The following is a 25,894-nucleotide window of genomic DNA, read 5'->3' on the forward strand; positions in this document are numbered from 1 at the left end:
GGATGTATGAAAGCTAGAATTCTATTTATCGCTGCATCAGTAGCTGTGTTAGCGGGTTGTCCGGACGATGACGACGATTACTATCGCTATGATGTGAGTGTTACTAACCTCACCCCCAATCAACCAATGTCACCACTCGCGGTGTTGACTCACAATACGAATTTTGATCTGTTTGAAGTTGGGCAAAGTGCCTCTGTCGATCTGGAATACTTGGCGGAAGGGGGTAGTAATGCACAATTGCTTGCGCTCAGTGACAGTGACGCCAATGTTTATCAAGGCACCTCAGGCAATGGACTGATTCTTTCAGGTGAGCAAGACACGGTGTCGATTCGTGTCGACCCAAATCAAGAAGGATATATCTCAGTTGCTTCCATGTTGGTGAACACCAATGATGCGTTTGTCGGCGAATCCGGATTATCGCTCAAGTCATTAGCGGTGGGTGATACCTTTACCATGAACATGAATGTTTGGGATTCGGGAACTGAGCTGAACGATGAGCTTGCTGCAACCATTCCGGGACCAGCAGGCGGTGGTGAAGGTTTTAATACCACACGAGACGACACCGATATAGTGAGTTTTCACTCTGGCGTAATCAGCCAAGATGATGGCCTTACGACCTCTACTTTAAGTGCAAATCATCGTTTCCTTAACCCCGGTGCAAGAATCACCATTACTCGAACTCAGTAACAGGTTGAAAGCACGATGAAAGAATTCCTGCTCTGTTCCGGTCAATTGAAAGGTGGGCGGACTCAGAATAGAGCAGGGATCATGAATAGTGCTGCGGTAAATTTGATGGCAAACATATTGTTGGTTGAAGACGATGATGACTTGGCTGAACTGGTGCAGATGCATCTTAAGTTCCAAGGGCATAACGTAATCAGAGCTAATGTGATTGAAAAGGCTCAGGCGCTCTATAAAGAGGGTCATTTCGATTTGATCGTACTGGATCGTGGCTTACCAGACGGTGACGGACTCGATTTCTGTCGAATGTTGCGTCAGCAAGAGGATTGGACGCCAGTACTCATGCTAACCGCAAGAGACGCTGAGTTAGATAAGGTGTCAGGCTTAGAAGCCGGTGTTGATGACTACATAACGAAACCTTTCAGCGTTCTCGAGTTTCAAGCAAGAGTGAGGAACGTGCTTCGCCGTTTAAGCCATGTCGAATCAGCGACTCAAGAGGTTGTGACAGCAGAATCGATTATGAATTTTGGTGTGCTCACTATTCAACCTGAACGCCATCAGGTGTCACTCAATAACCAAGACGTACCGCTGACAGCTACCGAGTTTACCTTACTTCATTTCTTAGCAACCCGCCCGGGGCGTGTGTATAGCAAAGACGAGCTGCTCGATCATGTTTGGAATACTCATCACTCTGGCTATCACCATACCGTGTGTAGCACAGTCAACCGTCTAAGAACCAAGCTTGCGATGCCGAATAGTGATGATGATTTCATTAAAACCGTTTGGGGTGTTGGTTATAAGTTTGAGTCGAAAGCTTAGGCCTATGTGTCGCGTCCGAAGTTTACTAAAAGGCCAGTAAGACCTAAGAGCCATCGAGGAGAGAACATGAGTTTCAAATCGCGTTTAGTGTTGTTCACCAGTTTGTGGTTTCTGCTCGTGAGTGTGGTGATTGCTTATACCTATAATTGGCAAAAAGAGACCATAGAACAAAGAACTAAGCAGAGCTTACACAAAGAGCTCGCGGTTCATATGCGCGATGATAACCCTCTGATGATAGGGACTGACTACAACCCCAAAGCCCTTAAATCCATATTTCATACCTTGATGTTGATTGGTCCCGATTTCGACATTTATTTTCTCGACAGCCAAGGAAACATCACGACGCACGCTGCGCCAGAAGGCACTGTGTTAGCCAACCAGATAGACTTAGCACCCATTCAACAGTTTTTAAACGACGAGCCTTATCCCATTCTGGGGGAAGATCCGATAAATCCGGGGGCTCGCAAGGTATTTTCCGTGGCAGCGATTGAAGAGCTAGGTTCGACCGTTGGCTATCTGTATGTGTTGATTGGCAGTAATCGCCATACCGTGATTGCTAATTCGCAAGTCGACACACCTTATATGGCGCTAGCAGGACTTATGCTGATCTCTATCTTAGGTTTTGCGATTGGGGCTTACCTGCTCGTGAAGCGCAGCCTCTTAAACCCTATCGAAGAAGTTACAAACAAGCTGCAACAACAAGCAGAGCAAGATTTTCGATTGGACCCGAACTTCATTCATCAAGTACCAGAATTGGTGCCGATTGCACGCTCGTATCAGTTGATGGCGAAGCACATTCAACAGCAATTTTTGCAACTTGAATATCAGTCGTCACACCGCAGACAAAGCTTATTACAGCTCAGTCATGATTTGAAAACGCCATTGTCGAGTGTATTGGGGTATCTAGAAACGTGGAGGATTCAAAACCCACATTCGGATCCACTCATAGATGTGGCATATCGCAATGGCAACAAGTTATCTGAACAGCTCCATTCGCTGTTAGATAGCGCCAAGAAAGATAACCCGGTACCCACATATCAATACGCTTCAATCGATTTCAATGGGCTGATGAGCGAATGCTTAGAAACGATACAAAGCAAATATCGCCATAAAAATGTTGAGTTGAACATTAATATGCCTATTGGAATCAAGGCTGTGGGTGACAGTGATCTGCTTGAGAGGTTGATTTTGAATCTGTTAGATAATGCATTGAGGCATAGCCCAAGTGGCACTGTGGTGTCGTTAGATGTTGGTTTTGAAGCGGATTCCAAACGGGTGAAGGTGGTGATTCATAATGAGGTTGAACTGGAAGCGCCGAATGGTTCTTTGGGAATAGGAACCAAGATCGCGCAGTCGATACTGATGTTACATCACAGCGTGCTAGAAACAACAAAGGCAGAGAACTCCTTTCAGCAAAGCTTTTATTTGCCTTCGGTATAGCTCTGTCTGCCTTCGTTTAGCTCGATGTATACTTACGTAGAACTAACGTTAGGCGTCTTTTCTGTCTTCGTTGCCTTCGTTGCCTTCGTTCACTTTCGCGTAGAAGTGAAGTAGCTCAGTTAATTCTTTAACCCAGCCAAACGCATCTTTAGGTGCGTTGTTTAAGATCTTTTCTACTTTCTCACAGTGCACTTCGATTGCGATTGCTTCTTCAAGGTTGAAAGAAATTGAGTAGAAGTGCCAAAGCAGTAGGCGAGTCATTCGCTCGATGTTCTGTTGCGAGTTATCCGACTCTGAGAAGGCGAGGTTCACTTCACCAAGCGCGATAGCGGTCATTCGAAGCATTGCGTCAAATTTTGCTGATTGCATGCGCTCTTCGCTGGTGACTTCTTCTTGCTCGAACGTAAACAATTCCGTCATTGCATCTTCAGGAACAAGGCGATGAATCATTCTTAAACTAAATTCTTCTAGTTCATGGCGAGGCATGGTGATTAAGCAATTTAAGGTGTAGTCGCGTTGCATGGTGTTCTCTTGGATCTGCAAAAAGGTCGGACAGTTTAATGGAGAAGCGAGCTCAGAAAAAGCAGATTTTAGATAAGCCTACGTTTGTGGGCTTATCTGTGTACTACAAGCCCTAAAATCGATGCTTAGGGGAACTGTATTTAGGTTTGAACGCAGTATCAGGCTTTGCTATGGCTTGGCGGTTGGTACTGCATCGACTGGTCGTTTCTCATGAATATGTTGCTCGCGACCAAACTGCCGATGCAAATAGAACCAAGGGCGAGCCAAGTCATCGCATCAGGAATCTCGTTGAATAGTGGGATCGCCAACAAGGTCGCCACTGCGGGTGTTGCACTGCCAAAAGCGGCAGAGCGTTCAGCCCCTAAGGTATTAACCGCATAAAGGTAAGTGAACGCAGCGATTAAACCCGCCCCAACGCCTTGCACTGTTGAATGAACGGCAAGCTCCGTGAAGGGCCAATTAGCGATTGGTGTGTCCATTAGGTGGCTTGGGAGGGTTCCAGTCAGGATTAGGACGAGTAAAAGCAAAGTAGAACAGAGAGAAATAAAACCGGCACTGACTAACGCATTAAGATTAGCGACACGGGCTGAGATGGTGAACATCGCCCACATTAAGCTTCCGCATAAAAACAACAAATGACCTTTGGTGTATTCGAAGTTGAAGCTGCTTAAGCTACTCCCTAAAAACAACAGTATGCCGAGCAAAACCAAACCTAAACCAACAACACGATGTCGGCTGAGTGGCTGCTTAAAAAAGAGTACCGCAATTCCTGTAACGAACAGAGGAAGCGTGCCCGGAACAAGAGCACTGCCATGAGATACCGGAACAAACTGCATGGCCGTTCCGGCAACAAGCAGATAAGGTAATCCGCTACCTACGAACATACCCGTTAGATACCGTTTAGGGACGACGGCAATTGCGCTGCGTGCTTTCCACATCAAAGGCAATAACACCAAAGCCGGTATGAGAAATCTTGTGAGAGCGATATCGGCAGGTGTTAAATCTGAATTTGCGCCGCCTTTAAGAGAAAGAAAAAAGCTCGCCCAAATGAGTAGGGTGACAGTAATAGATAAGTAGCCAAGATTCATAATATAGAAGGAGAGTGGGTGATGACTCATTATGGAACAGTTGGTGTGCCACAGGTTGGCAAGTTTTGGCTAAACTTGAACTATCGTTGATGATTTCTGCTAATATTCACCAAATAATTAACGGATTTAACTAATGTTTGGCATTTACTATGGATAGAATTGATAGGCATCTTCTCGAACTGCTACAAAAAGATGGCAGGTTAACCACGGCTGAACTTGCTGATGAAGTGGGTTTATCACCTTCGCCTTGTGCAAGACGAGTCAAAAGGCTAGAAGAAAAGGGCATTATTGACGGTTATCGTGTGAGCTTGTCACGAGAACAAGTCGGCATCGCAATGAGTGTGTTTGTTGAGGTGAGCCTAAACAACCACCAAGAAGTGTCGATAGATAAGTTTGAGGCGGCTGTTGTAGAGATGGAAGAGGTGATCAGTTGCCACGTTGTATCTGGGGCTTATGACTATTTGCTAGAAGTGGTTAGCCCGAACTTGATGGCCTACGAGGCATTTACAAGAAAACTTCAAAGGCTCTCTAACGTGAAAGATATTCATACCCACCTTGCGATAAGACAAGTAAAAGGCAATGCACCACTGCCAATTTATACCGATTAAGCCAAACTCTGAGCAGTAACACGAAGGCAGAATGAGCTGAAAACGAAATGGTTTACTCCTGAAGTAGAAGCGCGGTCAATATCAAAAATCATCCATTAAGTGTCAGGCTTCAGGCAATAAAAAACGGAGCACCTCGTGAAAGGTACTCCGTATATGATAGGTGCAAAACTTAGTGATACTTAAAGTTAGAGATTGAACAATCCCCAGTTTGTGCATTAATTCTGAATGAAAAAGCATGTGAATGATAATCCACGCCGTCATTCCAAATTGTCTCTCCAAATATCTTACATAGCTCTAGCTCACTTACTGAACCGAACTCTTCCATGTGTTTAGCTACAGATAAAAGTTTACCTCTTATCTCTGCAGTCCATTCCGTGTTACTCAAGCAGTTGAAAGCCATAGTCTTTTGCATATTACCTAGCCAAAATGTTTCTTGTTATTAAGTTATATGAAGATTCATGATAACAATTTTCTGGCGTTTGTAAATCTATTTTGTGATGAATATCTCACATACTCGCTTGCATTGGTCGGAAATTGAACTTCATTGTTGATAGATAGCACATTACTTTTACAACCTATTGATAAAGCTTTGATTAACGAGTTCTTAGAATATTATGAATGGGATTGAGCATATTTATCGGAAAAGTCCAGTCGAACGAGTGAGAGAATCTAATGGTGATTTCAGTTTGATGCATCGTTTGCTGGTTGGTTTATGTGGCGCGCTTCATCAATCATCGTCGCTTCTCTGCGGTATTTTGAAGACAGCTGACGGAATTTTTCACTGAGTGTATGGAGATCTCGGGAGAGTGATTGTGAGCTTTGGACGTGCACCTTTGCGCTTTCTGCCTGGCGTGGGAGTTTTGCTTTGGTGCAGTGTTTGGCGACGGCTTGCCATGAATACGCTAGAGAGTCAGCGCCTTCAAGTTCACTAGACACAAAATACGCCTGTTGTAGCAAAACCTCGGAGACGTCATACGCGGTATTCATATGACTATTGAGCTGCACATTAAACCTTTCTTCGTACTTTGCCCAAAGCTCAATGATCTGCTTTTCATTAAAGTGTTTAGATAACAATGTCTGTGACTCATAGGTTGAAAGAACTTGGTTGAACTCTTTGGTGTACTGACTATAGCGACCTTCAAAAGAGAGCTGACGATCCAACAGTGTTTGCCAGTTTTCACGGTCACAATGATTCGCTAGAGCGACATTAGCACTCAAAGTTACGCTTACAATGATAACTTTCCCCCCAAAACTCATGACTTTCCTCTACTTACCGTGCGCTCTATTGAGAGTATAGATGAGCAGCAGCATGAGTTGATGTACACTTGAGACATACCTATAACGGAAGAGCTGGTGGATTTGATGAAAAAAGCGCTGATCGCTTTACTTGTGTTGTTGATATTGGGCGGAGGGGGAGGAGCGGCATACTACTTCTTAGTCATGAATAAAGACCCAATCCCACAAGAGAAAACGGAAGAGCCGGAGTTAGAAGCTACCGAGCAATCTGAATCTGACCTCGTACCCATCATGGATCTTCAGCCTGAACCAGAGCAGACGGAATTTTACGTTTTGGAGAGAAAGCTAGAAGTGGTCGAGCAACCTGAAATTGATGGCTTGATAACGGATTACCTCTACAAAGGGGAAAAGGTGGAGGTACTCGAGAAACAGGGAGAATGGGCACGTATCTCAGACTATATAGTCCTTAAAGAAGGCGGCCCACAGACGGCGGAATGGGTCTCTATGTCAGGCTTATCGAATGATGAAGTCATTATTTCGGAAAAAGAAAGCAAAGAGATATTGGATTCCTATTTGGTTAAGTCTGATGACCTCAAGATCCATCAAGAAAAATTCCGTAATTCGGTGGCTAAACTGATCTCTGAGGGGGAGTGTGCCCCAAGTGATTTTGAAGAATTAGGCGGATGGGTGAAATCTGTTAAGTACAGCAATCGAGATGTCTATTTTATTTATTGCGGCGGACTGTCTCTTGAAAATAAAATTTATTTAGATGTAAATACAAACGAAATATTTACGAAGTAAAAATCGCCCCATTTTAAGTGTTGGACGTATTAATATTCTTTAGGGTTACCGTTCATAAGTAAAATTTTTGAAATCTTACTTTATCGCAGAGTGGGCTTCTTTATTGGCACCTCATTATATTTAATCCGATATAAGCAGTATCTGGCTATTCCGTTTAAACAATGGGTCTACAGTTTTTATGGTATGAGAGTATTGTTGTCGGGATTCCGTAAAGCAGGTGCTGCCGATTTTTGATAAGGAAGATGTCGATAAAGAGAACGTCGATCCAGAAGCTTCGGAAAACCAAGCTTAACGTTTTGCCTCTTACTTAACAGTAGGAATACCTTAACAGTCGAAATACGAAGCACCAGACAATAAAAAAGCCACTGAAATCAGTGGCTTTTTCGTATCAACTCATATCAGAATTATCTGGTAGAAGTTGATGGAATCTCGATTGTTAATCGATTTCTTTGTCTTTACCCATAGATAAAATCCAAAGAGATACGGCTGCAACACCTGCAAAGCCACCAAGAATGATAACTGGCATAGCGCTGTAACCTAGGATGTGCCAAATTACGCTTTCTAAAGTACTCATTCAATCGCTCCTTATTGCCAGCCTTCAACGCCGTGCATGTCTGGTAGTTTGTGTGCAATACCTTTGTGACAGTCTACACACGTTTTTTCACCAGAAGCTAGCGCAGTCGAGTGTTGTTTCGCACTACGGGGGCTCTGCTCTGAGAAGTCCATGTAATCGAACTGGTGACAGTTACGACACTCAAGTGAATCGTTCTTCTTCAATCGAGCCCATTCGCGTTCCGCTAGGTGAGCACGACGTGCTTTGAACTTTTCTTCAGTATTGATGGTTTTCGCAATAAAGTGTGCGTATAGCTCTTTAGATGCTTGAACCTTACGAACAATTTTATCTGTCCATTCATGAGGAACGTGACAGTCTGAACAGATAGCACGAACACCAGAACGGTTAGAGTAGTGAATTGTCTCTTGGATTTCAGCAACGATAGGTGCGTGACAGCCAGAACAGAATTCTTCCGTGTTGGTTGCCTCCATACCCGTGTTGAATGCACCCCAGAACAAAAGACCACCCGAGAAACCCAAGAACAAAACAACGCCTACGGCTGCTTTGCTTGGTGTCGCAAGTCTTTTCCAAAACGCTTTAAGTAATTTTATCATATATAGCCTCTCTTACAGTCCGGCTACGATTAACGCAGTGAATCTACAGGTTTGAACTCGTTCTCAACTAGTGGCTTAGCATTAGCTTGAGGTACGTGACACTGTAGACAGAAGTAACGACGAGGTGATACGTCTGCAAGTACCGCATCTTCACGGTTCATGTAGTGAGTTACACTCACTTTAGTAGCACCCATTTCTTTTGCGTTTTTCCAGCTGTGGCAAGAAAGACACTTGTTAGCGTTAAGAGAAACTTCATAGCTACGAATAGTATGAGGCACTAGAGGTGGTTGGTATACGTAGTCACTCTCAAGTACTTGGTCACGAGGGAACTTTTTGAAGTCATCTGCTGCGCGAGTTGCTTCAAGTTCACTTGCACCACGTAGAGATTCTACGCCACCAATGCCGCCTGGGTTATCCAGTTCAGCTTCAGCTTGAACTGCACCAGCTAGCAAAAGACCAGCTGATAGTAGGGCAGTAATCAGTTTTTTCATGGTTAATTTCTCCGCCTAAAGGCTAATTCTTTGAGTGGACTACTTCTTTCAAAAAGTAACGAAAAAAGCAGTCGCAATATTAAAAACGTCAGATCTACGAGCTAAGTGGTAAGAACATATTGTCCTTAAGCGACCTTAGTGATCTTAACTGGACACTTCTTGTAATCCGTCTGTTTAGATAGAGGATCCGTTGCATCCAAGATCAACTTGTTGATCAGAATTCTTGCATCAAAGAATGGTACGAATACCAAGCCTTGTGGTGGACGGTTACGACCACGAGTTTCAACACGAACGCGTACTTCACCACGTTTGTTTTCGATAAGAACTTCATCACCACGGCGAAGACCACGAGCTTTAGCATCAGCAGGGTGGATGTAACAAAGTGCATCCGGTACTGCTTTGTAAAGTTCTGGTACACGACGAGTCATAGTACCTGTGTGCCAGTGCTCAAGAACACGACCTGTACATAGCCACATATCGTATTCATCGTTTGGTACTTCAGGTGGCGCTTCGTATGGTGCATTGATGATCAGTGCTTTACCATCTGGTTTGCCGTAGAAGTCCCAATCAGAACCTTTCTTAGCATATGGATCTGAACCTTCTTTAAAGCGCCATAGTGTCTCTTTACCGTCAACAACAGGCCAACGTAGACCACGAACTTGGTGGTAGCGATCGTATGGTGCTAAATCGTGACCGTGGCCGCGACCAAAGGCTGCGTATTCTTCGAATAGACCTTTTTGAACGTAGAAACCTTGAGCTTGTGCATCGTCGTTAAGCTCTTGAGCTTCAGACAGTGGGAATGCATCAACGTTGCCGTTTTTGTAAAGCACGTCGTACATGGTTTTGCCACGGTACTCAGGCATTTCCGCAACCAGTTCTTCACCCCAAACTTCTTCAATAGTGAAGCGCTTAGAGAATTCCATGATTTGCCATAGGTCAGACTTAGCTTCACCTACAGTTTTCACTTGTTGGTACCATGCTTGTGTACGACGCTCTGCGTTACCGTAAGCGCCTTCTTTCTCAATCCACATTGCTGTTGGAAGGATGAGGTCAGCCGCTTGAGCTGTTGCCGTTGGGTACGGGTCAGAACATACAATGAAGTTATCTGGGTTACGGTAACCTGGCAGACGTTCAGTGTTGATGTTTGGACCCGCTTGCATGTTGTTGTTACACATTACCCAGTAAGCGTTGATTTTACCGTCTTTCAACATACGGTCTTGAAGAACAGCGTGAGCGCCGGGTACCGGTGGAATGGTGCCTTCTGGAAGTTTCCAGATATCTTCTGCAATTTTACGGTGTTTAGGGTTAGCAACCACCATATCGGCAGGTAAACGGTGAGCGAATGTACCAACTTCACGCGCTGTACCACACGCTGACGGTTGGCCAGTTAGTGAGAATGGGCTGTTACCTGGAGTAGAAATCTTACCTGTAAGAAGGTGGATGTTGTACACAAGGCTGTTCATCCATACGCCACGAGTATGTTGGTTCATACCCATAGTCCAAAGTGACATTACTTTGATGTTTGGATCGGCATATTGCTTAGCCAGCTTGATAAGGTCTTCTTGAGATACACCTGACATTTCAGACGCTTTCTCAACTGTGTATTCAGCAACAGACGCTTTGTAGTCTTCGAAAGAGATAGCAGTCATTTCGCCTGAGTTAGGGTTTGCGGCTGCTTTCTGTAGTGGATCATCGTCACGCAGACCGTAACCGATGTCTGTCGTTGCTTGCTTGAAGTTCGTGTGCTTGTTCACGAAGTCCCAGTTAACGGCATCGTTTTGAATGATGTAGTTAGCAATGAAGTTAGCAATTGCTAGATCTGATTGAGGTTCGAAGATGTAACCCGTGTCTGCAAGCTCGAAAGAACGGTGGTAGTAAGTAGACAGTACGTTTACTTTAACGTGTGGGTGGCTTAGACGACGGTCTGTAATACGAGTCCATAGTACTGGGTGCATTTCTGCCATGTTTGAACCCCACAGTACGAATGCGTCTGCGTGTTCAAAGTCATCGTAACAACCCATTGGCTCATCAATACCGAAAGTGCGCATGAAGCCTACTACAGCAGAAGCCATACAGTGACGAGCGTTTGGATCTATGTTGTTTGAACGGAAACCCGCTTTCATCATCTTAACGGCTGCGTAGCCTTCCATTACTGTCCATTGGCCTGAACCGAACATACCAACACCTGTTGGACCGTTCTTCTTCAGTGAAGCTTTCCATTTCTCAGCCATCACGTCGAACGCTTTGTCCCAAGATACGGGTGCGAAATCACCATCTTTATGGAACTCACCGTCTTTCATGCGAAGTAGAGGAGTCTCAAGACGGTCTTTACCGTACATGATTTTTGAAAGGAAGTAGCCTTTAATACAGTTAAGGCCTTTGTTTACAGGAGCTTCTGGATCGCCTTGAGTCGCAACCACTTTACCGTTTTGAGTACCTACTAGTACTGAACAGCCCGTACCACAAAAACGACAAGGCGCTTTATCCCACGTGATTTTTGTTTGATCAGAGCTAGCAATCAGGTTGGTTGCTGTTGCCGGTAGAGTTACACCTGCAACGGCTGCCGCTGATGCAGCTGCGTTTGCTTTCACAAACGCACGTCTTGTCATTTTCATACTTCACCCTCAAGTTGAGAATTGTTGCTTCCAGTTTCTAAATCCGTTTCGTCCAGTCCAGTCTCGATTTGGTGATAAACCAAAGCTGTCCCTAAAACGTTCGTAATATTATTAATTTCTTCGATGGTGTCCGTTACAAAACCTTGGTTCTCGGTTTCTAGGACCACGATGATTTTGCCTTCAGGGCTGCTGCCGTAAATCTCTGCATTATCGAATTGCTCGATTTGTGCTTTGATCTCGTCTAGATGCTCTGGGCTCACATGCACGACTAAACTTGATATATGCACTTCATTTAGTGCCATAAATTGCTCTCGTTATTTTTGTTTTATGCATTACTCACAAGAATAGCCGAAGTAGGGCAAATTGCTACGCAGGCCCCACAACCGCTACACTCATCTAACTCGATTTTTGGTAGAGCAACACTGCCTGCTCTAAGTTCAAATTGAATGGCCATAGGTTCACACATGTCACCACAGCTTCGGCATTCAACATTTTGTTGCGCTAAACACTTATCAGAGATTTGTGCTTTTGCTTGCCAAGGCTCTCCTTGCTTTGGCTTAAAAATGGGTTCGGGACAAACATCTGCACATTGATAGCAGAACGTACACTCATCAATAGAGAAATCTACAGTGGGAAAACCACCATCGCCTACAATGATTATCTTAGTCTCACAACTCTCGATGCATTTACCGCAGCGAGTACAGTCATCTGTAAAGCTTTCTAGGCTGTCAATCCAAGGCAAACGAATCTGGCTTGAGTCAACTTTTCGTCTTGAAAAAAGACGGCGTTTTGATAGATCTACCACTAGATACCTATAGATGTTACTAAGATGTTGTAATTGTAGGTCATTATTCTATTAATATCTTGTAATGAGTCCTCACAAGTAGTGTAGTTTTAGAAACAATTGTATAAATACCCCCTAAGGGCTAATTGGGGGCATATATTGTCTTAGATCAATAAATTACGGAGCGAGTGATCACATATTGAATGGAGCTATGATTTTTGATGTGTGACAATACGATATCGCTGGCAAGTCATTTATCAATAGGAAGGCACTTTTGCTTATAAAACCGGTTTCATCTGTAACAAGTACGATAGCAAAATCTTTGCTCTCTATACTGCTGTTGTCGGTTGCTACGACTGGCTTTGCCATCTTTACTTTGGCTTCAAGTTTGAATGATGCGGAAGCGGTTAACGTGGCCGGTTCAATGCGAATGCAAAGCTACCGTTTAGCCCATGATATTCAAATAGAATCTGTCGATTATGAATCTCATATTCGTGAATTCGAAAGTTCTCTTTACTCGCCATCCATGACTAATTTGGTCAGTTGGAATGTTCCGACAGACATCACAGAAGATTACTATTTAATTATCGGCCGTTGGCATGAGCTAAAACAGGTCTTGAATAGCGAAGAGCGCGATCACTATCTCGTGTTGGTTGAAAACTTCGTGGCTGAAATCGATGGCTTCGTTTATAAGCTGCAAGAGTTCTCTGAAGACAAGTTAATAAAGTTAGCGTGGGCTGGTGGTATCGGCCTTGGTGGGATTCTGGTCATATCTCTTTTTGTTGTTCACTTTGTACGTAAACAGGTTGTTAAACCGCTACATGCTCTTGTCGGTGCGAGCCAAAGAATCAAAAACAGCGACTTCGAGGTAGAACTCAAGGTGACCAGTAACAACGAAATGGGCATTTTGACCAAAACCTTCAACTCGATGGCCAAAGATTTAGGCGTGCTTTATCGAAACCTTGAAGATGTGGTGGATGCAAAGACGATTGAGCTGCAAAATGCGAACCAGTCGCTGCAGGCACTTTATAACTCGTCACAAGAGCTCACGGTGACGCGTATTGCTCCTGAAAACTTCCGAGCTATCTTGCAGCATCTCGTGAGCTTGGAAGGGATTGGATCACTGAGGCTCGAGATTGTCGATAACTCAGGCCGTTCATTGATTATGGATGAAGGTTACGATTCGAATTTAGACTACGAAAAGTTTGAGATGAAACTCGACGATAACGAACTTATTCTCGGCTATTTATACTGTTCATATCACCACGGGCACTCAACTAAAGCTCTGATCGAAAGCTTCATTCAACTGCTATCGAGAGCGATCTACTACAATCGTGCTCAAAAGAAAGCTGAACAGCTTATTATCATGGAAGAGCGTGCCACGATTGCACGTGAACTCCACGATTCATTGGCTCAATCACTGTCGTACTTGAAAATTCAAGTTACACTATTAAAGCGTGTGATTGGCAAACTGCCAGAGCAACAGCACCGAGAGCAATCTGAACAAATCGCGTCTGAGATCGGAAACGGCTTAGCCGACGCTTATACCCAGTTAAGAGAGCTACTCACCACATTTAGGTTGACCATTAAAGAGGGCAACTTTGGAGACGCCTTAAGTACCATGCTTGAGGCGCTCAGCGAGAGAACCGATGCGAAGATTAACCTCACTAATAATCTCTCATCGATCGAGCTTGATGCGCATAGTCAGGTTCACTTGCTTCAATTGATTCGTGAAGCAACAATAAATGCAATAAAACACGCCAATGCCGACTTGATAGATGTATGCTGTATCGATGAGGACGGTGAAGTATTAGTCGTGATAAAAGATAATGGAGATGGCTTTGACTCAAGTAGTTCCAAGGTGAACCACTACGGGATGAGCATTATGCAGGAGCGTGCGGCAAGACTGAATGGCGACTTGACGATTGAAGCGGCGCAAGGTGAAGGCTGTACAGTCATATTGAAATATAAAAGTTTGAAGGAAGTTAAAGTTGACGATTTGTAAAGTAATGCTGGTTGATGATCATCCATTGATGCGCAGAGGTATAAGCCAATTACTGAGCTTTGAAGACGAATTCGAAGTGATTGCAGAAGCAAGTAACGGCACTGAAGCGGTTGCTCTTGCTCATGAAGAAGAACCTGATTTGATCCTTTTGGATCTCAATATGAAGGGCATGTCTGGTTTAGATACCTTGAAAGCACTTCGCACTGACGGTTCTAGCGCAAACATTGTTATTCTAACGGTTTCTGATAGCCCTGCAGACATTGAAGCGATTGTAAAAGCAGGCGCTGATGGCTACTTGTTGAAAGACACTGAACCCGATGAGTTAATTGAACTGCTTAAGCAAGCACACAGCGGTGACAAGGCTTACAGCAGTGTGGTTGCTCGTTACCTAAATGATGCTGGAAGCCGCAATGATATCTTCGAACAACTGACTGAACGCGAAATGCAGATCCTTCAAGAAGTCGCGAAAGGTTACCGCAATAAGCAGATCGCTGATCACCTGTTCATTTCTGAATCGACAGTTAAGGTACATATGAAGAGTCTACTGAAAAAGCTGCAAGTGCCTTCCCGTACCGCTGCCACGGTTCTGTATCTAGAACGCTATGGTGAAATGAAGTAGGGCTTGGTCCTTTGAGATAACACTATTTCAAGCCTGACTGTTTATACATGTCTCGATAGTTTTGACGATGTGAGAAAGTGACATTAAAAAAGGCGCTGAACTTACTAAGTTCAGCGCCTTTTTATTAGGGCATTTTATATCCAAATAATCATGTCTGTTTTACTGACAATTAAGCTGCCATTGGTACTAGAACAAGCGTACCGAAGATCACCGTGATAAGACCACAGATTACTGGTACTGAAGTACGTTTAACGACTTCAAACGGGCTGATTTTACCCATGCCAGAAGTCGCTACAATTACACCCGAAACAGGAGAAATTGTACGGCCTAAGTTAGACGCTTGAAGCATTGGGATGATTAGGAACGCAGGGTTCAAGCCCATTTTCGCAGCAAGTGACGGAGCCAGTTCTACGAATGCATAGAATGGCGCGTTACCAGAACCTGTCGCGATAGCAGCAGCAACTGTTAGACCAGTCAGGATAAGCATTAATGCGATACCGCCAGCGCCAGCTGATTCAGCAAGGCCGATTAGGTTATCAATTGCACCGATAGACATTAGGCCCTGAGCAAATACACCCGCCGCAACCAACAGCATTACTACGCCTTTAAATGCTTCGGCCATACCTTGGTAGCAAGAATCTAGGTCTTCTAGTGTTTTTTCGCCGTCAAACTTCTTCACAACGTAATCGATAACAGCGCCCACGAAAATTGAACCTACTACGATGGTGTAGATATCAAGTGAAAGGCCCGGAATGGTACGACCGTTGAATAGAAATACTCCAAAAATAGGTAAGAATGGAAGAGCAGCATAAAAAGCCGGCGCATTCGTTTCAATTTCTGAAACGTCTACTTTTTCCATTGGCGTGTTTTCTTTCTTATCTAGGTATTTGTTCCAGAAGAAAGCCGCACCCGCCATCACGATGATCGCACAGATAGAAACAGGCAGTACCGTTTGAACAGCAAACACATCAAGAGACATACCTGATTTTTCTGCTGCGATAACCACATCACCCGACGTTGGTGAAAGAATGATTGCTGCAGGTGATGCACAAACCGCCACCGCTGCTGGACGAGAAATACCCATTGCCGTCATCATTGGGAATAGGGTCGCCATCAATAGCACGCCAAGGCCTGTTGCAGAACTTACTGCTAGAGACATTAGACACGCTACGATGTAAGCCGCAACAAGAAGTACGTATGGAGATTTGATAGCAGCAAGCGGTTTAGAGAATTGTTTTACTACCACATTGTTTGCGCCGATATGCGTCATGTAAGAAGCAAAGCCACAAAGAAGCATGATTTGCATGCCTAGGCCGCCTCCACGGTACTGAAGCATGTACTTAACGAATTCTAGTGAGTCGGTAACCATGTTACCTGTTGAAGCGACCTTAGCTGGTAAGACTGTGTGACCAATAAGGCCAGTAATAAGAAGTAGGGCAAGGCCAGCTGTTAGTAATACACCTGCCGCTTTATAGCCTTTCACAATAAAGTAACCAACAGCGATAGTAATCACTAATCCGATCAAGAGCTCTAACATAGAAATCTCCACAAAGTTTAAAAAATATAAGAAAGTGTTTCAGAATATGACAATGAATGTACAGAAAACTGCACTGTGGCACGAGGCATAGTTGAGGTTGATATGATCTAAGACAAACATTTTCTTTGATGTTAATTGTGGTTGTAAATCATGAACAACTACTGTTGTTTAGATGTTAATAAACAAATTATCTATCTCAATAGAATATAACTTGGATCACCTTTATAGTGAGGAGTTGTATACAGAGGTGTGGATTTATAAATCTATGACTTTTGGAGCCTAACGTGCAGAACTAAAAAGAAGTGTGTATTTTTACATGATATCGGATTAATTTATGAACTGATGCCTACTGGGAATGGAAAGTTAAGTAGGCTTCAGCGAGAGTTGAATTGATGTGGAAATGCATAGCTCCTAACGTATTGGCTTAAGTACAGCTACTGACCGAAATAGTTGATAGTTAAACGATTAGTTAATGTTCAATTCAGGATCTACATTCGAGTAAGTGGGCAGGTCGGCGCATATCACTTTTTTACAAAAGTGAATCATTCCGCGCTGAGTGACCAATAATAATTCATCATTATTTAGTGGGATATAAGCCATGGCATCTGAAGAAAGCACTGCACCTTCACTGATCATCACCTTTTCGTAAAATGTGAGCTCTCTATTTGGTATGATTTGTTCATGTTGAGTCTCGTCTAAAGAAATGTCGTGTTGGGTTACCACGTAAGTACCTGACGACGCAAAGCCAGCTTCTTTCGTAGAGACATATAACAATTCATAGCTGTTATTCTTCTTAAACTCGATATTAACGGCAGCTTGATTATAAATGACTTTTTCTTGTGGGTTGACCACCGAGGCTGTGTTGGATAAATAATGATCTTTAAGATAACTTTGAGGAATAAAGGTTGTCATCTATCCGGCCATAATACCGATTATGGCGATTGCAACGAAGATCTGTTTTTCTTTATTCACAAGTCACTCCTTTAAATTCACTTGGGAAGCTCAGAGATTTTCCTGAATTATCGATGATGATTTTTTTTCCCTTATATTCGTAAAGCGTCACGTTGAATAACTCATTAAAAGTGAACTCGTCGGATTCGATTTTACAAGAGATAAAATGTTGACCCACGAGATCTTCGCCTAGGCTATTTCTATCTAAATAAGAAAACAGATAATGGGATAAACCTGCAGCCACTACAAATAATGCAACCAGTGCTAACACACTGTTTGTTTTTTTCGTAGCGGCCGTTGTCTCGGTTGGTGATCTTTCTGGCGCTGTGTTGTCTTCAGGTTGTTTCGTTTCTTGTATTGGTTGCGATTGAACTATACGCAGCGCGCGTTCTTTGTCTTGTGTCACTTGTCCTGCAAATCGGTAGCCTTTACCGCGCTCAGTGACGATGATCATCCCCCTCTTATCTTCTAACGCTTTTCGGCAAATCGAGATGGTTTGCATTAGGCTGCCATCTTCAACGTAGATACCTTTAGACACCCACACTTGTTCAATAAGAACTTGGCGCGTGTGGGTCTCGAGATAAAAAACTTAAGTAGCTCTGATTCGTTAGAACCTATTGGGTACGTACGACCTGTCTTAAAGTGATGGATTTCACTCTCTTCTAAATTGACCTGTATATCATCATTGATAATAAATTCAGCAGATATCTGGGTTCTCATTGTTATAAGCGTTCTCACTTAAATATAACAAATACCACTATAAATATAAACTCACTCACTTTGTCTTATTTTATGTTTAAATAATTGAATTTGTTTGATTATCCCTCTTTTCATATTCCCTTATAAACCTTTTTGAGGTTGTTTAATGTGGTTTCAGGTGCTTGCCGCCAGTCGCTATTAGATCATTAACGGGTGACGCTGATTTAGTGGGTGTGGGTTAACTGCTCAAATTTCTTACGTAGTTTTATCAACGTGTCATTCCAACTCTGTGTTGCCTTGCTCTCTACGAATAAAAGTCGAGCTTACCTCCGACTCAATCGGCAATTCAAATAACGATAAATCGCATGACCACACCAGTTAAATGCGAAAGCTACGAAGGAGCTGTTTTGAAAGATTTCAATAAGCCGTATATATGTGGACTAATTACGCTTGCCTTACTCGGCTGTCAGTCTGAAGACTCGGCTCAAGATGCCGTATTGATATTGGTTCCCTACAACATTAATGAATTACCAAAACCGAACGATGGTTATGGGTATGACGAGGATGGAACAATATCCGGTGTCGGTGAAGACGTTGTCGTAATGTCATCGACTAACGACGCGTATTATCAGGACTACAACAACTCATACGCAGCCCTAGACGGTTGGGGACTTTGTGCAGAACCGATTTTGATTCCTCTAAAAAGTGTTAATTCTGATAAACGTTATCCACTCAATAACGAAACCTTAGCCGGGAATGTTGTATTAATTGATGAAATAACAGGTGATGAAGTTGACACTCAAATATCGGCCGATGGTTCCAATATAATTATTCAGTGCGAATCAGGATTAAAAGAGGGGACGACTTATTCGATCGTTGTTACTGACGGGGTACAAAGCGTGATCAGATCGAACTCGGTGGAGTCATAAGAACGACAACCGGTGGACACGGTACGTATTTGTTTCCTTATGAAGGCCCCGTTGATGAAAATGGCCTACCGGGTATGCCTGGCGAAAATATGTCAGATGTACGTGAAGCCGTGACAACCCAACAATTAGCTGTTGCTTCGATGGTGATGACTGACGGTTCGCTTGTTGTCATTAATAACGAAGACCATATCGAAACAGAGGTGCCTCAAAATGAAGAATAAACTTTTTTTGGGCACTGCAGTTGCTCTTGTTCCTTGCCTGATTAACGCGGCCGGTTTTCAACTTAACGCACAGTCCGTAACAGGGTTAGGTCGTGCATTCGCGGGTGATGCTGTTATGGCCGATAGTGCGGCAATTGTGGCTAAGAACAGTGCTGCGATGGCTTACATCGAGCAACCAACACTCTCTGTCGGCGCTATCTATATCGATAGTGGTATTGATGTGTCGAGTGTTAGCTACACGCCAATGATTGGTGATACTGAAATGTTAGATGACCAATCATTAGACGCAGGGACATTAGTTCCGAATATTCACTATGTGCATCCTATCGAAGGTTCTAAGTTTACTTTGGGCGCAATAGTCCATTCCAATTTCGGTACTGACGTTGAGTTTGACGAGTCGTTCGAAGCGGATGAGTTCGGAGGGAAAACAGCGCTTTCCAGTATCAATGTTGGCTTCGCTGTCGCTTATGAGATCTCTGAAAAGCTCAACTTAGGTGCTGGTATTGATGTTATCTACGGTGAAGGTGAAATTTCGCGTCAAGGTTTACTCGGTGTTGATGCTGATGGATTTGGCTTGGGCGCCAATATTGGTGCTACCTATCAAGTTAATGAGAATAACAAATTTGGTATTTCCTATCGTTACAGCCCAGATATCGAAGTGGAAGGTGACATTACCAAAGGCGGTGTCCCTGCCGACAAGATGAACGTACCTCTACCAGACACTCTAGAGTTTTCCGGTTGGCACCAGCTCAACGAACAGTGGGCTTTTCACTACAGCCTGCAATGGGTGAATTGGTCTGAATTTGACTCGCTAACATCTGACTCTTATGACGACTCTATTAAAGAGTATCAATGGAAAGATGCAGGACATGTTTCTGTCGGTGGTACATACAGCATGTCGAAAGACATCGTTCTACGAGCGGGTTACATGTACGACATTTCCCCAACTGACGAACTCACATCGCTCTCTATTCCTGATGTTAACCGTCACTGGCTCACGGTCGGAGGGACATATAACTTCACCAATGCCAGTTCTGTGGACGTTGGAGTCGGATTTATCATCGGAGAATTACAAGATATTGACGAAAACCTGACGACGATTCCAGGAACGAGTTCCAATATAACTGCTGATGTGACTGCCGATGCTCTCTTGCTTGGTGTTCAATATCAACATCGTTTTTAACTTTTACTTTGGAGTTCAGAACGTAAAAATTTAGGAATCATATAAAAATTGTAGGGCTCGACAGTGAGTTGAGCCCTTTTCTCATTATTAGCTGTTTTAGCATTATTTAAATAGCTGGAAGCTCATTAAGTAAGAAATAGCTGCTTAGAAAAACGTTTTAATTCAGACGAATTCAACGGTTATGGTTATTAAAAATGAAATTTACAAAGCTTAGTAAAACAATCTGTTTGGCACTGTTTGCCTTACATATCTCTCCATCGTTTGCCCAAGACTCAAACTTGATTCCTGTGACTATCGAAAAAGCGCACAAACAAGCATTCACATCTTCAATCAACGAGGTTGGCAAAATCAGGGCAACGGATTCTGCTGCATTGACATTCAGTGCCTCCGACAAAATTCTCAACATCCATTTCAAAGATGGAGATTCAGTTAAAAAAGGCGAGTTGATCGCTCAACTGGACAATACCAAAGCGAAAGCCGATTTAGACAAAGCAAGAAGCTCTCTAGCGTTAGCAAAGTCGAAATTAAAGCGAGTACAAGAATTACTAAAGAAACAGCCTGACTCTATGTCTCAACAAGATGTGGAAGAACTGGGCGAACAGGCGAACCTAGCCGCAGCTGATTTCCGTCAGAAAGAAGCGCTGATGAATGACTATTTATTGGTAGCACCATTTGATGGGCAGTTAACTAACTTCACCCACTCAGTGGGCAGTAAGATTGATAGCGCAACCGCGTTGGTGAGTTTGATTAAACTCGATCCTGTCGAAGTTCAGTATTCCATTGGACAATCGGATTTAGGCAACGCAAAACTTGGGCAGAATGTCTCTATCCAAGTTGATGCTTTTGTCGATGAAGCGTTTTCTGGTGTGGTGGATTACATTGCCCCCACGGTTGATGAGAGTTCAGGTCGCGTAGAAGTACACGCGCACGTGACCAATCCAGATCATCGCTTAGTTCCGGGCATGTTTGCCAAAGTAAGCCAAATGACGAGCGAAGACACGACTCAAATGGTGGTTTCCCAAAATTCCGTTCAAGCAAAAAATACACAACGTTTTGTATGGATTGTGAATGGCGAAAAAATCGAGCAACGCATTGTTGAATTGGGCGTGAATACTAACGATGGGTATGTCGTTGTAGAAAGCGGATTGAAACTGGGTGATCAGGTCGTAGTGACGGGACAGCAGAACCTAAAGAAAGCGTCTCTAGTTAAGGTAATGAACCCTAATGCGGAGCAGAAAACGGTTGAGTTAATAACGGAGCCGGTAGATAAAGTGGTCACTAAGCAGACCGTTAAGCCCGAGGTAGAAAAGACCGAAACACAGATTGATGAAGCACATCCGGTTGAGCCTTCGGTTGATTGGACGGAAGCAACAAAAGGTGTAGACGAAGCGGTCAACGAAAATAACGAGCGTGCGGAAACTAATGCGGCCGCTGAGCAATCATCGAGCGAAATCCAAAGCCAGGAAACTCACAGCAAGGAAATCCAAAGCAAGGAAGCCGCAACAAAGGAGAATCTGAATGAAGCTTCCTGAGATTTGTATCAAGCACCCTGTGTTTGCGTCTGTTCTGAGTATTACCATTGTTTTGCTTGGGCTTTTGTCGTTTCAAAAGCTCTCAATCCAATACTTTCCTGAACATAAAACACCGTCGGCGACTGTAACCGCGGCGATCAATGGCGCGAGCGCTGAGTTCATGTCGCGCAATGTGGCAGATAAACTGATCACGGCGGCAACAGGCTTAGACAGCGTGAAAACCATGACGACCGATTGTCAGGAAGGAACGTGTAATCTAAAAATCATTTTTGAAGATGACATTAATGACGTCGAATACACCAGCTTGATGAACAACCTGCGTAGCAGTGTTGAAGCGATTGGTGATTTTCCTCCGAGTATGACGGATAAGCCAACGGTAACGGATGACTCTTCTGATACCAGTATGCCGAGTAACATCATCACGTTTGTGAATACCGGCAAGATGTCTAAGCAAGACATGTATGACTACATTAGCCAGCAAGTTGTGCCCCAGTTTAAGCACATACAAGGTGTGGGGGGGATTTGGGGGCCGTATGGTGGCAGTGAAAAAGCGGTGCGTGTGTGGTTACAACCAGATCGAATGATGGCGCTCAATATGAGTGCATCCGATGTGGTTGGAACATTAAGCTCATACAATGCGACATTTACCGCGGGTACTATCAAAGGTCAGGTGCGAGATTTCTCCATTAACCCAGTCAACCAAGTGACCAGTGTTGATGATGTGCGAGATTTGGTGGTTCGTGTCGATAACGGCAAAATCATTCGCATTGGCGATATTGCTGAAGTAAAAATGGGTGAGGAGAGCCTTACACCGAGTATTCTTCGTGTTGACGACAACTTAGCTATGTCGATTCAGGTACTGCCACTGAAAAGTGAAAACCCAGTGACGGTTGCCAATAAGGTTAAGAAGCAAATAGACGTGATTCAACCTCAGTTGCCTGAAGGCATTGAGATGAAGATGGTCTACAACCAAGCTGATTTTATTAAAACTGCAATTGACGAAGGCTTCATGACTTTAGTTGAAGCGATTGTTCTGGTTTCAGCCGTTGTCGTGTTGTTCCTTGGTTCAGTTCGTGTGGCGTCTATTCCTATTATCACCATTCCTGTGTGCGTAATAGGCGTATTTGCCGTCATGCATTTACTTGGATTTAGCATCAACGTACTGACGATTCTCGCTATCATTCTCGCCATTGGTTTGGTGGTTGATGATGCGATTGTTGTGGCTGAAAACTGCTACCGTCATATCGAAGAGGGTGAAACGCCGTTCAATGCTGCAATTAAAGGGTGTCGAGAGATCGTATTTCCAGTGATTGCGATGACGCTGACTTTGGCCGTTGTTTACTTACCAATTGGCTTGATGGCAGGCCTAACCGCCGATCTATTCAGGCAGTTCGCGTTCACGCTTGCAGCAGCGGTGATCATCTCTGGGTTTGTGGCGTTAACGCTCTCACCAATGATGAGTGCTTACTTAATGAAGCCAGTATCAACCCCGGCGAAGTGGTATCAAAAAGTTGATGCGAAACTGAATGTGTTATCGGATTTATACACGAAAGAGTTAGGCAAATGGTTTGATCGTAAGGCTCTGATGAGTGGTATTGCTTTAGTGCTGATCGCTTTATCGGCCTTAGCGGTTTGGACAATGCCTCAAGTGTTGCTTCCAACGGAAGATACTGGTTTTGTTGAGGTCACTTCAACGCCTCCTACAGGAGTCGGACGTCAGTATCACCTAGACAACAACGAGCAACTCAACAGTGTGTTCAAAGGTGATAATTCAGTAGAAGCGAATTTATCTTACATCGAAGGGACTCCGACCAATCACGTTTTATTGAAATCATGGGGCGAGCGTGACCAGTCAGCTGATGAGTTGGTGAACGAGTTTATCGCTAAAGCGCAAAGTTCGGTCTCTGCTTATGGCATGTCTTTCAAGGTTCGCTCGGCTGATAACTTGAACATTGCCACTAATATGATCCTAGAGTTAACGACGGTTAACCGTGATACCACCGTATTGTCGGAAACGGCGAATGAGGTGGTGGAGGCGCTTGAGAGTTATGAGGGCGTGACCAACATTAAAAATTCGATGTTGCGTGACCAATTGCGTTATGACTTGTCGATTGACCGCAATGCTATCGTATTGTCTGGTGTGGATTACAGTAATGTCACCAATGCGCTATCTACTTTCTTAGGATCAGTGAAAGCGGCAGATCTACAAGCGGATGATGGCTATACGTACCCAATTCAAGTTCAAGTAAATCTTAGTGATCTTGGCGATTTCAAGGTGCTCGATAAGCTGTACGTGGATTCACAGTCGGGTCAAAGGCTTCCTTTATCTCAGTTTGTATCAATCAAGCAAGTGACATCGGAATCTAATTTCAAGACGTTCATGGGTAAAGACAGTGCTGAAATCACCGCGGACTTGATGCCCGGATATACGGCGAGCGACGTGAAGGCATACATTGATGACACGGTACCAAGTCTGTTGAAACCTGCTCAGAGCTACGAGTTCAATGGCGTAGTTAAAGACCTGGTTGATTCAACCGCGGGCGCACAAGTGCTGTTCGTATTGGCGTTGATTTTCATCTTCTTGATCTTGGCGGCGCAGTTTGAAAGCTTTGTTGACCCAATGATCATCTTGCTAACGGTTCCATTGTGTATTGTGGGCGCGATTTTGACGCTTTCGGTATTTGGTCAAAGCCTCAATATTTACTCGAAGATAGGATTGCTGACACTGGTTGGTCTCGTGACCAAACACGGTATTTTGCTGGTGGAGTTTGCCAACGAGAAACGCAAATCTGGCGCGAGTGCGAAAGAAGCGGCGATCAGCAGTGCACGTTCAAGGTTACGTCCAATCTTGATGACCTCACTGACGATGATCCTCGGTTCATTGCCATTGGCACTGGCGGATGGCCCGGGTTCCTTAGGTCGAATCAATATTGGTTTGGTTCTGGTCGGTGGCTTGTCTGTCGGAACTTTTTTCTCATTGTTCTTAGTGCCAGTCGCGTATGTCGGTATGGCGAACCTAAAGCAAATGGATTTGTTGACTCGATTGAGAACGAAACCAGCGTAGCGAGATGTTTTAGGTTTAGCTAGATACTTCAAGGCCCTCATTGTGAGGGCCTTTTGCTGTTGTGGGCTAGATTAAGTGAGGAGAGCGGTTAGAAGTCGTAGTTTAGATTCATTGAGCTGTAGATTTCGGCGTTACTTTGGTCTGATGCGACAGTGGTGTTGTAGATGTATTCGGTATCAAAAGTCAGCGCCAAATTGCCCATCAATATGTTCTTTAGATAGCCTTTGAGGTTGTAATTGGTGTTCTCTTCACCGTAAGCCATGTTAGCCGTTGCCCACATAGAAAACGTTTCTGTGATCGTCAGAGAGCCATCAACACTGGCATTCACGATTAGTTCATAGTTCTCTTTGTTCGGGAACTCTTCATCGGAGGATTGCCGTTGACTGATTCGGTAACCCGGACCAGCAGAGCCTTGAAGTTTGATTCTTTCAGTATCATAAAAGTGGCGACCCAATCCTGTAGCCGTTATAAATTGCTTACGATAAGTACCAAAGTGGTCGTGTTCAAAACGTGTTGTTGCGACCAAATAGGTGACTTCGTTCAAGTCATAGCTGATGCCATAGTTGGTGGTATAGCGATTGGTGCCGTCTTCATCGTTTTCAGCATCGGTATAGTAGGTATCAAACTGAACTCGTTGGCCCCAGTTCTCTTTTTGTATCCAACAGAGATTCCAGAGTTGATCGACAAAGATGAACTGGTGTTTTGCGAGTAGATAAACCCGAGCTTGGTCAGGGGCGTAAAAGGGGATTCTTCAGTTTCTTCTTATACCTCAGAAGCTTCGCTTAATACAACGTCGTCCTCGAGTACTACTTCTTCAACCTCTTCTCCAAATACGGGCATAGAGAACGCGATGAGAAATAGAGGCAGCTTTGCTAGGGAGCGTGTGTATAAAACTGTGTTTG

The 25,894-nt window shown here is 43.9% G+C and carries 23 protein-coding genes and 3 pseudogenes; 12 read left to right on the plus strand and 14 right to left on the minus strand.

All coding sequences use genetic code 11. From position 1 onward, the window contains the following. The first annotated feature begins 6 nt into the window (after window positions 1-6). The 3 genes from AB4185_RS08585 to AB4185_RS08595 all read left to right on the plus strand — a co-directional run bounded on the left by AB4185_RS08585 (window position 7) and on the right by AB4185_RS08595 (window position 2,940). Window positions 7-687, plus strand: coding sequence for a spondin domain-containing protein (locus tag AB4185_RS08585; protein ID WP_102333497.1), 681 nt, complete (start codon window positions 7-9; stop codon window positions 685-687). 81 nt (window positions 688-768) lie between these two features. Next, complete coding sequence (locus AB4185_RS08590; protein ID WP_017067448.1) at window positions 769-1,500, plus strand: response regulator transcription factor; 732 nt, start codon at window positions 769-771, stop codon at window positions 1,498-1,500. A 66-nt stretch (window positions 1,501-1,566) separates the two neighbouring features. Further along, window positions 1,567-2,940 (plus strand): HAMP domain-containing sensor histidine kinase, encoded by a 1,374-nt coding sequence (locus tag AB4185_RS08595; protein ID WP_102333498.1) that lies wholly within the window; start codon window positions 1,567-1,569, stop codon window positions 2,938-2,940. A 48-nt stretch (window positions 2,941-2,988) separates the two neighbouring features. Here the strand turns inward: AB4185_RS08595 and AB4185_RS08600 are convergent, their stop codons facing one another. Both AB4185_RS08600 and AB4185_RS08605 read right to left on the minus strand, forming a co-directional pair. Next, a complete protein-coding gene (locus tag AB4185_RS08600) occupies window positions 2,989-3,462 on the minus strand; it encodes an exoribonuclease R (RefSeq protein ID WP_102333499.1) in 474 nt (157 codons plus the stop codon). A 158-nt stretch (window positions 3,463-3,620) separates the two neighbouring features. Beyond that, window positions 3,621-4,550, minus strand: a complete 930-nt coding sequence (locus AB4185_RS08605) for a DMT family transporter (protein ID WP_017064490.1) — start codon at window positions 4,548-4,550, stop codon at window positions 3,621-3,623. A 149-nt stretch (window positions 4,551-4,699) separates the two neighbouring features. Here AB4185_RS08605 and AB4185_RS08610 point away from each other — a divergent pair, with 149 nt between their 5' ends. Then, complete coding sequence (locus AB4185_RS08610) at window positions 4,700-5,158, plus strand: Lrp/AsnC family transcriptional regulator (RefSeq protein ID WP_017062622.1); 459 nt, start codon at window positions 4,700-4,702, stop codon at window positions 5,156-5,158. Window positions 5,159-5,327: 169 nt separating this feature from the next. Here the strand turns inward: AB4185_RS08610 and AB4185_RS08615 are convergent, their stop codons facing one another. Then, window positions 5,328-5,570, minus strand: coding sequence for a hypothetical protein (locus AB4185_RS08615; RefSeq protein WP_017062621.1), 243 nt, complete (start codon window positions 5,568-5,570; stop codon window positions 5,328-5,330). 269 nt (window positions 5,571-5,839) lie between these two features. After that, window positions 5,840-6,415, minus strand: a complete 576-nt coding sequence (locus AB4185_RS08620) for a hypothetical protein (RefSeq protein WP_372135344.1) — start codon at window positions 6,413-6,415, stop codon at window positions 5,840-5,842. Between the two features lie 96 nt (window positions 6,416-6,511). On the opposite strand from AB4185_RS08620, the gene AB4185_RS08625 reads away from it, so the two are divergent. Beyond that, entirely contained in the window at window positions 6,512-7,195 is a 684-nt protein-coding gene (locus AB4185_RS08625) for an SH3 domain-containing protein (RefSeq protein ID WP_372135345.1), read from the plus strand. A gap of 436 nt (window positions 7,196-7,631) precedes the next feature. Here the strand turns inward: AB4185_RS08625 and AB4185_RS08630 are convergent, their stop codons facing one another. The 6 genes from AB4185_RS08630 to napF form a co-directional block, all read right to left on the minus strand. After that, entirely contained in the window at window positions 7,632-7,769 is a 138-nt protein-coding gene (locus tag AB4185_RS08630; protein WP_010430103.1) for a TIGR02808 family protein, read from the minus strand. A gap of 11 nt (window positions 7,770-7,780) precedes the next feature. Beyond that, window positions 7,781-8,362, minus strand: coding sequence for a NapC/NirT family cytochrome c (locus AB4185_RS08635; RefSeq protein WP_009845456.1), 582 nt, complete (start codon window positions 8,360-8,362; stop codon window positions 7,781-7,783). 29 nt (window positions 8,363-8,391) lie between these two features. After that, entirely contained in the window at window positions 8,392-8,853 is a 462-nt protein-coding gene (locus AB4185_RS08640; protein WP_017062614.1) for a nitrate reductase cytochrome c-type subunit, read from the minus strand. A 125-nt stretch (window positions 8,854-8,978) separates the two neighbouring features. Then, window positions 8,979-11,468: a periplasmic nitrate reductase subunit alpha gene (gene napA, locus AB4185_RS08645; RefSeq protein ID WP_108186245.1), complete on the minus strand. Its 2,490-nt coding sequence runs from the start codon at window positions 11,466-11,468 to the stop codon at window positions 8,979-8,981. Continuing rightward, on the minus strand, window positions 11,465-11,770 hold the full coding sequence (locus AB4185_RS08650; RefSeq protein WP_019824440.1) for a chaperone NapD: 306 nt from the start codon (window positions 11,768-11,770) through the stop codon (window positions 11,465-11,467). Before AB4185_RS08650 ends, napA begins: the two co-directional genes overlap by 4 nt. A 23-nt stretch (window positions 11,771-11,793) precedes the next feature. After that, window positions 11,794-12,273, minus strand: a complete 480-nt coding sequence (gene napF / locus AB4185_RS08655; RefSeq protein WP_017062611.1) for a ferredoxin-type protein NapF — start codon at window positions 12,271-12,273, stop codon at window positions 11,794-11,796. 253 nt (window positions 12,274-12,526) lie between these two features. On the opposite strand from napF, the gene narQ reads away from it, so the two are divergent. Together narQ and AB4185_RS08665 are read left to right on the plus strand one after the other, a co-directional pair. Further along, entirely contained in the window at window positions 12,527-14,257 is a 1,731-nt protein-coding gene (gene narQ, locus AB4185_RS08660; protein WP_017062610.1) for a nitrate/nitrite two-component system sensor histidine kinase NarQ, read from the plus strand. After that, complete coding sequence (locus AB4185_RS08665; RefSeq protein ID WP_017062609.1) at window positions 14,244-14,876, plus strand: response regulator; 633 nt, start codon at window positions 14,244-14,246, stop codon at window positions 14,874-14,876. Before narQ ends, AB4185_RS08665 begins: the two co-directional genes overlap by 14 nt. Before the next feature lie 169 nt (window positions 14,877-15,045). Here AB4185_RS08665 and dcuC read toward each other — a convergent pair whose 3' ends face one another. The 3 genes and pseudogenes from dcuC to AB4185_RS08680 form a co-directional block, all read right to left on the minus strand. Continuing rightward, on the minus strand, window positions 15,046-16,413 hold the full coding sequence (gene dcuC, locus AB4185_RS08670) for an anaerobic C4-dicarboxylate transporter DcuC (protein ID WP_016788598.1): 1,368 nt from the start codon (window positions 16,411-16,413) through the stop codon (window positions 15,046-15,048). A 465-nt stretch (window positions 16,414-16,878) separates the two neighbouring features. Next, complete coding sequence (locus AB4185_RS08675; protein ID WP_372135346.1) at window positions 16,879-17,325, minus strand: hypothetical protein; 447 nt, start codon at window positions 17,323-17,325, stop codon at window positions 16,879-16,881. A 52-nt stretch (window positions 17,326-17,377) separates the two neighbouring features. Then, window positions 17,378-18,072 (minus strand): annotated as a pseudogene (locus tag AB4185_RS08680) (transcriptional regulator). A gap of 356 nt (window positions 18,073-18,428) precedes the next feature. On the opposite strand from AB4185_RS08680, the pseudogene AB4185_RS08685 reads away from it, so the two are divergent. The 5 genes and pseudogenes from AB4185_RS08685 to AB4185_RS08705 all read left to right on the plus strand — a co-directional run. Next, a pseudogene (locus AB4185_RS08685) lies at window positions 18,429-18,962 on the plus strand (lipase); the annotation flags it as partial. A gap of 59 nt (window positions 18,963-19,021) precedes the next feature. Then, complete coding sequence (locus tag AB4185_RS08690; protein ID WP_372135347.1) at window positions 19,022-19,213, plus strand: hypothetical protein; 192 nt, start codon at window positions 19,022-19,024, stop codon at window positions 19,211-19,213. Continuing rightward, window positions 19,203-20,396 (plus strand): outer membrane protein transport protein, encoded by a 1,194-nt coding sequence (locus AB4185_RS08695; protein WP_372135348.1) that lies wholly within the window; start codon window positions 19,203-19,205, stop codon window positions 20,394-20,396. The genes AB4185_RS08690 and AB4185_RS08695 overlap by 11 nt, the downstream gene beginning before the upstream one ends. Before the next feature lie 194 nt (window positions 20,397-20,590). Continuing rightward, window positions 20,591-21,928, plus strand: a complete 1,338-nt coding sequence (locus tag AB4185_RS08700) for an efflux RND transporter periplasmic adaptor subunit (protein WP_372135349.1) — start codon at window positions 20,591-20,593, stop codon at window positions 21,926-21,928. Beyond that, window positions 21,915-24,992: an efflux RND transporter permease subunit gene (locus AB4185_RS08705; RefSeq protein ID WP_102333513.1), complete on the plus strand. Its 3,078-nt coding sequence runs from the start codon at window positions 21,915-21,917 to the stop codon at window positions 24,990-24,992. Before AB4185_RS08700 ends, AB4185_RS08705 begins: the two co-directional genes overlap by 14 nt. A gap of 88 nt (window positions 24,993-25,080) precedes the next feature. Here AB4185_RS08705 and AB4185_RS08710 read toward each other — a convergent pair. Then, window positions 25,081-25,832: pseudogene (locus tag AB4185_RS08710) on the minus strand (DUF481 domain-containing protein). Window positions 25,833-25,894: the final 62 nt, after the last annotated feature.

This window comes from Vibrio sp. 10N.286.48.F5 (genome assembly GCF_041469785.1).
GTDB lineage: Bacteria > Pseudomonadota > Gammaproteobacteria > Enterobacterales > Vibrionaceae > Vibrio > Vibrio crassostreae_C.